Here is a 10125-nt window from a genome sequence, read left to right as displayed (position 1 = left end):
CTCAAACGTAACAACTGGTAAAATTTACTCAGAAGTTATCAACAAAGAACGTCGCGGGGACTACTTAGGGGCAACTGTCCAAGTAATTCCACACATCACTGACTCAATCAAAGATAAAATCTTACGTGCAGGTGACACAACAGGCGCTGATGTCGTGATTACTGAGGTTGGTGGTACTGTTGGGGATATTGAATCAACACCATTCGTTGAAGCATTACGTCAAATGCGTTCACAAGTTGGTGCAGATAATGTTTGTTATATCCACACAACATTACTGCCATATATTGCAGCAGCTGGTGAGTTGAAAACAAAACCTACGCAACACTCTGTGAAAGAATTACGTGGTATGGGGATTCAACCTAATATCTTAGTTGTACGTTCAGAGCATCCACTACCAGACGGTATGACTGCAAAAATCGCACAATTCTGTGACGTTGAAGAAGATGCCGTTATCGAAAACCGTGATGTAGAAACAATATACACTCTACCATTGCGTCTACAACAAGAAGGTTTAGACGATAAAGTATGTGAAGTATTAGGTCTAGACGAAACACCAGAAGCTGATATGCGTGAATGGCGTAACCTTGAAAATCGTGTGTTAAACCTATCTAAGAAAGTGAAGATCGCTTTAGTCGGTAAATACGTATCACTTCAAGACGCTTACCTATCAGTAGCAGAATCATTACGTCACGCCGGCTATGCCCATGACGCTGAAGTTGATATCGACTGGATTGACTCTGAAACAATTACTGCGGAAAACGTACAAGAGATCCTTGGCAATGCTGACGGTATCTTAGTACCAGGTGGATTTGGTAACCGTGGTATTGAAGGTAAAATCCAAGCAATCAAATATGCACGTGAAAACAACGTGCCATTCCAAGGTATCTGTTTAGGTCTACAAGTGGCTTCTATTGAGTTTGCACGTAACGTCTTAGGTTATACTGATGCGAACTCTACAGAAATCAACCCAAATACTGAACATCCAGTAATTGACTTGATGACAACACAATCAGGACTAGAAAACTTAGGTGGGACACAACGTTTAGGTTTATACCCATGTGCACTTAAAGAAGGTTCTAAAGCACGTGAATTATACAACAATGAAGCTTTGGTTGAAGAACGCCACCGTCACCGTTGGGAATTTAACAATGCTTACCGTGAAGAATTCGAAGCAGCTGGTATGGTCTTCTCTGGAACATCTCCAGATGGTAATTTAGTGGAAATCGTAGAAATTCCAGAACACCCATTCTTTGTGGCATCTCAATTCCACCCAGAATTTATTTCACGTCCAGACCGTCCACAAGCAATCTTTAATGGGTTTATTGGCGCAGCATTAGAAGCATAATTCTCTTTAAGAAAAGCTTATTTTAACTTGTAAAAACACAATGAAAACCTACTCCAAAAACCTAAGGGAGTAGGTTTTTTGGTTTTATAAAAGGATTATTCAGAACAATGGCCGTTGAAGGATACAGTAAACAGCCAAGAAAAAAGGAATGCCAGACAATAAGCCATCCGTTATGGACCAACCAAGAGAATCTGACAAACAGTTACCAAATACCGGTGAGACAACTTACCACTTACTAAATCTGATTGACTCAGTCGTTGTGTTGCAATCGAAGCAATGTTACACAAGTGTCACGTCAACTGACAAAATAATATCAAACCAAACTTGTCACCAAAACGAAGGGCTCCTTTATAGAGCTGTTTGTTAGTGAAGATGGCACCACCTACGTCAGTACCGATACCCCCGGATTTTATCTATTGAACCTAATGTATTATAAAGTAAACACTCCTGGGTAGTATCGATTACACAGGGTGGGTAACATTACGCATAGTAGAAAGGATTTTGAAGATTAGTTATAAATTAATGAATTACTAATCATTTTATCTTGACTTTCTTAGAATCCATCTGATATAGTCATTACAATTAGTAATCAAACACGATGAAAAAGAAAGTAAAGCTTTTGTTTTTTTCTAGAGAACCTCGGTAGCTGAAAAGAGGCAAAGAACAAATGCTTGAAAATGGCTTTTGAGTGGATTCTCTGAATAATTAAGAGAATACGGGAGATGTTCCGTTAGCAGACAGCAGTCTCCACTGTAGTGGGAACTGAGTGAGGCAGTATTTCGCGAGAATGCTGCAAATTAAGGTGGTAACGCAGTTTTATGCCCTTAGATATTTTTTGATATCTAAGGGCTTTTTTTATACCTAGGTAAAGGAGGACAGGTAAGTATTGCCAAGCAAGTCGAGTCGTCGGTGGTAAAAGAAAATAGCAAAATTTAGGAGGAAAAGAAAATGGCAGAAGTCGAAAGTTTTACATTAGATCACACGAAAGTTAAAGCCCCCTATGTCCGATTAATTGCGGAAGAAGTAGGAACGAAAGGCGATGTGATTGCCAATTATGATTTACGATTTTTACAACCAAATGAGAAAGAAATGCCAACAGCAGCGGTTCATACATTAGAGCACTTGCTTGCAGATTTACTGCGTGATCGCTTAGATGGCATCATTGATATTTCACCATTTGGCTGTCGAACAGGATTTCATTTGATTACTTGGGAAGTCCCTAGTGCGACCGAGGTAGCGCAGGCTTTGACCGAGGTATTAACAATCATTGCAAATGAGTCGCAATGGGAAGATGTTCAAGGTGTTGATATAGAAAGCTGTGGGAATTATCGCGACCATTCATTATTTGGTGCTAAGGAGTATGCCAAAATCGTTATTGAAGAAGGAATCAGTGACGATGCGTTTCAAAGACATGTGGTGAAATAGATGTATTTTGACGCTTTAGCAAAACAAGTTGTTCTAGTTATCGGCTCAAAACAAGGAATTGGCGAGGCAGTTGTACAAACCCTTTTGAAAGAGCAGGCAATTGTAATTGCCGCTGATATTGGCTTCCAAGGGTCAATGTTGCGAAGGATCACCGATCAGTATTATCAAGTCAACGTGGATGTTGGAAGAGAAACTTCGTTAGTGGATCTGGTTAAGCAACTAATCGAATACAACCTGATTCCTGATATTTTTGTAGAGGTAGCTGGTGTTTCTACAATGGACTTTTTGACAGAGAGCCAGACCAGTGATTTTGATAGGGTGCAAGCAGTCAATTTAAGAGGGGTCTATTTAAGTCTAAAATACATCGCAAAGTTGATGCAAGACAATAAAAAAGAAGGAAGAATTATCGTGGTTTCTTCACAGGCCGGCAAAAATGGCTATCGTGGTATGGCAGGTTATGTCGCATCCAAACATGGTGTATTAGGTCTGGTAAAAACATTAGCTGTTGAAGTTGCCAATCAGGGAATATTAGTTAATGCTGTTTGTCCAGGAATTATTGAAACGCCCATGAAACACCGGGAACGTATCGAAGGTGGTCTTATTCGGAATATGACACCAGAAGAAATTTTGGTGGAAGACCAAAGTCAAGTTCCTTTGGGAAGAACAGGTACACCTCAAGACGTTGCAAATGTTATTTTATTTTTAGCTAGTCCGCTAGCAAGCTACATGACTGGTCAAGCAATCAATGTGACTGGTGGCATGACGATGCATTAAGAAGGAGTGAAATAAATGAGAAAAATTATTAAAGGGATTGGTTTACTGACAGTGGCTTTTATGCTTATAGCTTGTAGTAATCAAGAAACTGCCAATACAGCGGAATCAACTGAAAATTCAACAATCGTAGTCGGTTCAGTCGGTTCCGATGCAGAAATATGGACATATATCGCAGAATCAGAGGCCGCAAAAGAAGCGGGATTAACAATTGAAGTTAAAGAAATCACTGGTGGACCGGCTACCAATCAAGCCACTGTAGATGGTGATGTGGATGCAAATGCCTTTCAGTCAATTGGTTACTTAGAAAGCTTTAATGAAGAGAGCCCTGAACAATTAGTACCGATTGCAGCAACCTATGTCGAACCGATGGGCATCTACTCTGATAAATTTACGAGTATAGATGAGATCGCGGATGGCTCAGTAGTAGCATTGGCTGACAATCCTTCAAATACTGCCAGAGGGTTACGCTTATTGGAAACGGCTGGTTTAATTAAGTTAAAGGATGACTTTGATGCTGGAACAGGAACAACTAGCGATGTAATCGAAAATCCCAAGAACTTAGAATTTACACTCATTGATGATTTAACTGGTCCACGGGTTTTACCGGATGTGGACTTGGTTTTAATCAGCAATACAATTGCCCTTGAAGGGGGCTTGAATGTTTTACAGGATTCCATTTTTCACGAAGAGGCGGACACGGCTGTTCGTGAAACGGTCAATGTATTAGCAGTAAAGGAATCTCGTAAAGACGAAGCCGCTTTAAAAAAATTAGGTGAGTTGTACCATGACCCTGAAATTCAAAACTATATTGAAGAAAAATTTGAAGGGACAAAAGTGGAAGTAACCACACCAATCGTAGAGATATGGGGGAACTAGGATGAGAATAGCAGTAGTTGCAGCAATGGAAGAAGAGTTGGCACCTTTTCGAAACTTTTACGCTTCCACGGTTATTTGGCAAAAGGGAAAAACAATCATTGAAAAGGTTCATGAAGACTTATATTTGGTAGCATCAGGGATTGGCAAAGCTAATGCAGCCGCAACTGCTGCTTGGGTTTGTCAGCAGTTATCGATAGATCTCTTGGTAAATACGGGGTCTATCGGCTCCTTCCGTAAAGAGCTTCCACTTGGTAGCATTGTTTTCACTGATCGGTTCGTCTATAGTGATGTGGACGCAACAGGGTTTGATTATGCTTATGGTCAGGTACCACAAATGCCAGCGGACTATCCAGTTTCAGAGACGATTCTGGCGATAATTAAGCAAGTGCTTGCTCAAAATAAAATTTCTGCCTTTCAGGGAACAATTGGGACTGCTGATTCCTTTATGAGTGATGAATTAGCTGTTTCAACAATCAAACAGGCATTCCCCTCGCTTACAGCGTCTGATATGGAAAGCTGCGCGCTTGCGCAAATTGCAAGTTTTTATGAGATTCCGGTAATCAATGTCAGAGGGATTTCAGATCATGTCGGGGAGCATGCACCAGCTACTTTTGATGATCATCTTGAGTTGGCTGCTAATCAAGCGTTTCACGCAGTTCGTAGTCTAATCGATTTTTGGCAACAAGAACCAAATTGATATAAGACTAGAGAGACTCCTATGATAAGCGTAGAGAGCATTTCCTGGTTTTTTTAACGGGCTATTTCTGACAAGTGAGCTTACCGAGTAAAAAACGGTATATGATTAAAGTTGCACTCGGTAAGCTACTTCCAAACTATTGGAATGCTTGGAAGTACGAAAGTCGCTATCTAAAGTTTCGATAACTTCTGCTAATAAGGAGAGAACTGAGTCGGGTTCTTTGTCTTGAAAGGCTTCAACTAATTCATAAAAAAAAAAGAATAAGTCTCCTTCCGGGGTGTAGAAAAGTCAAGCAATCGATCAATCATCACTGTTTCAGTGAGAAATGAGTATTTTGGCGATCGGAAACTTTTTCATCTTTTGTAATCATAATGGTTAATGTTTGTACGATTTTTTTTATTAGTACGATAGTTGATATGATAGTCTTTAATAATAATTGTAAATATTTTATTAAAATATGTGTTGACTCTAACTTTCTAAGTCGGTACAATAGCCAACAGAGTAAAAACAGGGGAAACTGCACTAGCGTAAGGATGCCCTGAACATAAGAGCTGTTCGCTCACAAGAATAACCACTTTATTTTGTCAGTGAACAAATTTTAAAACCAGCATCCGCTAGTATATAATCAGCAACCTTGTTTCGTTGTTGGTTATTTTTTTTGCCCATTTTCAGATAAATGAGAAAAAAATGAAAAGATAACAGAAAAATATGAGAGGAAGTGCCATGTGAATCCGAAGAAACCAATTATTGCCTTAGATTTTCCTAATCAAGAAGAGGTATTTGCGTTCCTTGATCAGTTCCAAGGTCAACAATTAAATGTAAAAGTAGGTATGGAATTGTTTTATGCTGGTGGGACAGCTTTCTTAAAAGAATTACAAGCAAAAGGCCACGATATTTTCTTAGACTTGAAATTACATGATATTCCAAATACTGTTGAACGAGCAATGGCCATTTTAGCCAGTACTGGTGTTGCAATGGTCAATGTACATGCGGCAGGTGGGAAAGAAATGATGCAAGCAGCGCTTCGTGGTTTAGAGGCAGGTTCGACAGGTAAACGTCCTATGTTAATTAGTGTCACTCAATTAACGTCCACTTCTACTGAACAAATGAACGAAGAACAAGGAATTCCAGGTGAAGTATTGGATTCAGTATTGCGCTACGCTAAATTAACGAAAGCAGCGGGCCTTGATGGTGTAGTTTGTTCACCACTTGAAGCAGCAGCTATTAAAGAGGTTTGCGGGGAAGACTTCCAAACGATTACACCGGGTATCCGTTTAGCGACTTCTGTTGCGGATGACCAAAAACGAATCATGACGCCAAGCCAAGCGGCGCAAGGTGGTTCTGACTACATCGTGGTGGGACGACCAATTACACAAGCGGATAATTCAAAAGTCACTTATGACCAAATCACAGCTGATTGGTCTGGACAATAAGGAGGGTGCAAGATGACAGTAGAAAAAGCGGATTTAGTAGCACAAAAATTACTAGAGATTAAGGCAGTAAACTTTAGCCCTGAGGCACCATATACTTGGGCAAGCGGACTTAAAGCCCCGATTTATACAGATAACCGACTAATCATGTCATACCCGAGTGTGCGTACAACTGTAGAAGATGCACTGGCAGAGTTGATTAAAGAGAACTTTCCTGGTGTAGATGTAATTGCAGGGACAGCAACTGCTGGTATCCCTCATGCAGCCTTTGTAAGTGAACGCTTAGATTTACCAATGATCTATGTACGTTCTTCTGCCAAAGACCACGGCAAACAAAACGCCATTGAAGGTGCTTTAGAAGCGGGCGCCAAAGTAGTAATCATTGAAGATTTGATTTCAACAGGTGGAAGCGTCATTACAGCAGCAGATAAAATTCAAGAAGCAGGCGGAGAAGTCATTGCAGCAGTAGCTATTTTTGACTACTTATTAGCAGCAAGTAAAGAAGCCTTTGAAAAAGAGGGTTATCCTTTGATGACACTAACGAATTACGTGAAGATTTTGGATTATGCAGTAAAAGATCCTAAATTATCACCGTACTATGACAAGTTGATGGATTGGTATAAGGATCCGAAAGCTTGGTCAGAAATTCACGGTTAATGTGGATAATTCTACTATATAAATAGCTTTACCAGATTTATGTCCTTATTTTTTTTGCCCAATTTTATTTTTATGGTGATTAAATGAGGGAATTACACCAGTTTTATCAACAAAGGAGCACAAAAATGGAAAAAACGATTGAAAAAAATGAAACAAATGACTTATTACATGCAGAGGACAATAAGTTAAATAAATCGCAACGTAATGCTTTGATTGCGGCGATTGTTGCATCAGGAACAGACGATTTAAACGTGATGTTCTTATCATTCTCTATGTCATCGATTATTAGCCAACTAGGGATTTCAAGTGTAGCTGCCGGTTGGATTGCGACAATTACCAACTTAGGGATGTTAGCTGGAGGTTTACTATTCGGGGTCTTAGCTGACCGTTGGGACAAAATGAAGGTTTTCTACTTAACGATTCTAACTTTCTCTATCGCAACAGCTTTAATCTTCTTCACGCCAAATATTCAATACCTATACCTATTACGCTTTATCGCGGGTATCGGAGTTGGTGGTGAGTACGGAGTAGCGATTTCCATCATGGCTGGACTTGTGCCGGCTAAACAGTTAGGGAGAATTTCATCCTTAAATGGAATTGTTGGTCAAATCGGTTCCATCAGTTCGGCACTTCTAGCAGGTTTTATCGTGCCAACACTTGGTTGGAGAGGCTTATTCCTATTCGGTATCTTACCAATCCTAGTGGTGGTATGGGCGAAATTAACTATTAAAGAAGATGAATTAGGGATTAATACAGATGAAGTCTCAGAAGACCTAGTAGATATTAATGAAAATGAAAAACCTTCTATTAGCGAATTATTTAAGACACCAGGGCAAACCTATCAAACAATCATCTTAATGGTGATGACAACTGTTCAAATCGCTGGCTACTTTGGGATGATGAACTGGTTACCAACAATCATGCAAGAACAAGTTGGTGTGACGGTTTCTGGGTCATCTACTTGGATGGTAACGACAATCTTGGGTATGTGCTTGGGAATGCTGACATTTGGACAAATTTTAGATAGATTAGGGCCAAGATTGTCTTATGGTATGTATTTAATTGCATCAGCAGTTTCAGTGTATCTGTTCACTTTTGCTAATTCAGCTATGACCATCTTAATCGGTGGGGCTATTGTAGGTTTCTTCGTAAACGGCATGTTCGCAGGCTACGGGGCAATGATTTCTCGTTTGTATCCATTTAAAGTGAATGCCATCGCCAATAATACTATTTTGAATGTTGGACGTGCAGTGGGTGGTTTTTCATCAGTTATCATTGGTTTTATCTTAGATGCTTCAGGTGTAGGTATGGTAATGCTTTTCTTAGCAAGCCTTTATCTAGTCAGCTTTATCGCCATGATGAGCTTGCCGCAACTAAAACAAGCGAACTATGAACAACATCAATTAAATATTCGTCATAAGGCGCTAGATAAGTAATACAATTTGGTTCAAGATTGATAATAAAATAAGACATATTTTAGAGGGTGTAACACAAATGTTGCACCCTCTTTTTAGTATTTGGATATTTCATTGACGGAATAAATATAATTTGGTAATTTGAGGTAGACCTATCATGTGAATATTTTCTCAAGGAGTGAGTAATGGAAATGAGGACTATTAAAGAGAAGGGTTTTCTAATATTGGGTTTGTTAAGTGTGGTCCTAGGGAGTGTAGGAGTCATATTGCCCGTTCTACCGACAACCCCTTTCTTGTTGCTTGCTGGCTGGTTTTTCACGCGAAGTTCACCGCGATTTAAAAACTGGTTAGAATCTACTCGTTTATATGAACGGTATGTTGGCGAATTTAAACGACAAGGTGGTATCAGCAGGCGCAAAAAAATTCATATCCTAATGACAACTTATCTTGTGATGGGTTTATCAATGTTACTTATGCCATTAAGAGGTGTACAAATTTTTGTAGGCGTTTGCGGTTTAGTTTTTGGTTACTGTCTACTATTTAGGGTGGAAGAGGTTTAAGAAGTTGGAGGCTAGTGATTTGGACTTTGAGCAACGGCATTCTATAAATTTGATGGGTACGACGATTGACCTAATGGTTGACCATCCAAATAGCAATTCTTTATTACTTGCCGCAGTCCAGCGTTTGTTTCAATTGGAAGCGCGTTTTTCAGCGAATGACCCATCTTCTGAATTAATGGCGGTTAATCAAATGGCAGGATTAAAGGCTGTACGCGTTCATCCGGAGCTATTTCATCTCATTCAAATCGGTAAAAAAGAAAGTATTGCATCGGGACGAAAGTTAAATATAGCTATTGGGCCTTTAGTTAACTTGTGGCGGATTGGTTTTGCGGATTATCGTAAACCTAGCCAGCAAGAGATTGATGACCGGCTGACTTTAGTAGACCCGAATGACATTCATCTGGATGAAATAGAAAAAACAGTTTACCTTGCTAAGCCAGGGATGTCGATTGATCTAGGTGCGCTTGCAAAAGGGTATGCGGCAGATCAAATTATCGCTTATTTCAAAGATCAAGGCGTAACCAGGGCATCTATTAATCTTGGCGGTAACCTTAGATTCTATGGCCATCGACCCAATCATACAGAAAGTACACAATGGCGTATAGGTATCCAAGATCCCGACCAAACGCGTGGTTATAACAAGGCTATTGTCGATTTAAGTAACCAATCAGTTGTAACGTCTGGGGATTACGTACGTGTATTCGAACAGGATGGACATCTTTACCACCATATTTTAGATTCCACAAATGGTAAGCCCTTTCAAGCGGACGTGCGCAGTGTCACTGTGGTAAGTGAATCTTCGTTAGATGGTGAGATTTGGACTACGCGATTGTTTCCCTTATCTAAGGAAGCAATTATCAATCAAGCAGCACAAATAGACCAGATTGAAGTGTTGGTTGTTGACCGACAGGGACAAATCACCTATACATCTGGTTTAGAGGGCAAA

The 10125-nt window shown here is 39.9% G+C and carries 10 protein-coding genes, 1 pseudogene and 1 other annotated feature; of the genes and pseudogenes, 10 read left to right on the top strand and 1 reads right to left on the bottom strand.

Annotated elements, in window-relative coordinates:
- From ACRCJ0_RS06885 to mtnN, 5 genes are all read left to right on the top strand, one after another.
- Positions 1-1345 (top strand): CTP synthase (locus ACRCJ0_RS06885; protein WP_431389985.1); only part of this gene is annotated, 1345 nt, incomplete at its 5' end.
- A gap of 589 nt (positions 1346-1934) precedes the next feature.
- Positions 1935-2174, top strand: a binding site (T-box leader).
- Between the two features lie 119 nt (positions 2175-2293).
- Positions 2294-2770, top strand: a complete 477-nt coding sequence (locus ACRCJ0_RS06880; protein WP_059349256.1) for an S-ribosylhomocysteine lyase — start codon at positions 2294-2296, stop codon at positions 2768-2770.
- On the top strand, positions 2771-3544 hold the full coding sequence (locus ACRCJ0_RS06875; RefSeq protein WP_431389984.1) for an SDR family oxidoreductase: 774 nt from the start codon (positions 2771-2773) through the stop codon (positions 3542-3544).
- Between the two features lie 15 nt (positions 3545-3559).
- Positions 3560-4420, top strand: coding sequence for a MetQ/NlpA family ABC transporter substrate-binding protein (locus ACRCJ0_RS06870; RefSeq protein WP_431389983.1), 861 nt, complete (start codon positions 3560-3562; stop codon positions 4418-4420).
- A gap of 1 nt (position 4421) precedes the next feature.
- Positions 4422-5117: a 5'-methylthioadenosine/S-adenosylhomocysteine nucleosidase gene (mtnN, locus tag ACRCJ0_RS06865; RefSeq protein ID WP_059349253.1), complete on the top strand. Its 696-nt coding sequence runs from the start codon at positions 4422-4424 to the stop codon at positions 5115-5117.
- A gap of 156 nt (positions 5118-5273) precedes the next feature.
- On the opposite strand, the pseudogene ACRCJ0_RS06860 reads toward mtnN, so the two are convergent.
- Positions 5274-5530 (bottom strand): annotated as a pseudogene (locus tag ACRCJ0_RS06860) (ISL3 family transposase); the annotation flags it as partial.
- 312 nt (positions 5531-5842) lie between these two features.
- On the opposite strand from ACRCJ0_RS06860, the gene pyrF reads away from it, so the two are divergent.
- From pyrF to ACRCJ0_RS06835, 5 genes are all read left to right on the top strand, one after another.
- Complete coding sequence (gene pyrF / locus ACRCJ0_RS06855; RefSeq protein ID WP_431389982.1) at positions 5843-6550, top strand: orotidine-5'-phosphate decarboxylase; 708 nt, start codon at positions 5843-5845, stop codon at positions 6548-6550.
- Positions 6551-6562: 12 nt separating this feature from the next.
- Positions 6563-7204: an orotate phosphoribosyltransferase gene (pyrE, locus tag ACRCJ0_RS06850; RefSeq protein WP_431389981.1), complete on the top strand. Its 642-nt coding sequence runs from the start codon at positions 6563-6565 to the stop codon at positions 7202-7204.
- Positions 7205-7329: 125 nt separating this feature from the next.
- On the top strand, positions 7330-8640 hold the full coding sequence (locus tag ACRCJ0_RS06845; RefSeq protein WP_431389980.1) for an MFS transporter: 1311 nt from the start codon (positions 7330-7332) through the stop codon (positions 8638-8640).
- A 164-nt stretch (positions 8641-8804) separates the two neighbouring features.
- On the top strand, positions 8805-9179 hold the full coding sequence (locus ACRCJ0_RS06840; protein ID WP_420085568.1) for a YbaN family protein: 375 nt from the start codon (positions 8805-8807) through the stop codon (positions 9177-9179).
- A gap of 19 nt (positions 9180-9198) precedes the next feature.
- A partial coding sequence (locus ACRCJ0_RS06835) for an FAD:protein FMN transferase (protein WP_431389979.1) occupies positions 9199-10125 on the top strand: 927 nt, incomplete at its 3' end.

Source organism: Aerococcus sp. L_32 (genome assembly GCF_050689315.1).
Note: the sequence above shows the minus strand (reverse complement) of the source record. Positions and strands in the feature narration are given on the sequence as shown.

Coding starts and splice junctions, on each gene's coding strand:
- ACRCJ0_RS06840 (WP_420085568.1), top strand. CDS start 8,805: ATGGAAATGAGGACTATTAAAGAGAAGGGTTTTCTAATATTGGGTTTG.
- mtnN (WP_059349253.1), top strand. CDS start 4,422: ATGAGAATAGCAGTAGTTGCAGCAATGGAAGAAGAGTTGGCACCTTTT.
- ACRCJ0_RS06870 (WP_431389983.1), top strand. CDS start 3,560: ATGAGAAAAATTATTAAAGGGATTGGTTTACTGACAGTGGCTTTTATG.
- ACRCJ0_RS06845 (WP_431389980.1), top strand. CDS start 7,330: ATGGAAAAAACGATTGAAAAAAATGAAACAAATGACTTATTACATGCA.
- pyrE (WP_431389981.1), top strand. CDS start 6,563: ATGACAGTAGAAAAAGCGGATTTAGTAGCACAAAAATTACTAGAGATT.
- ACRCJ0_RS06875 (WP_431389984.1), top strand. CDS start 2,771: ATGTATTTTGACGCTTTAGCAAAACAAGTTGTTCTAGTTATCGGCTCA.
- ACRCJ0_RS06880 (WP_059349256.1), top strand. CDS start 2,294: ATGGCAGAAGTCGAAAGTTTTACATTAGATCACACGAAAGTTAAAGCC.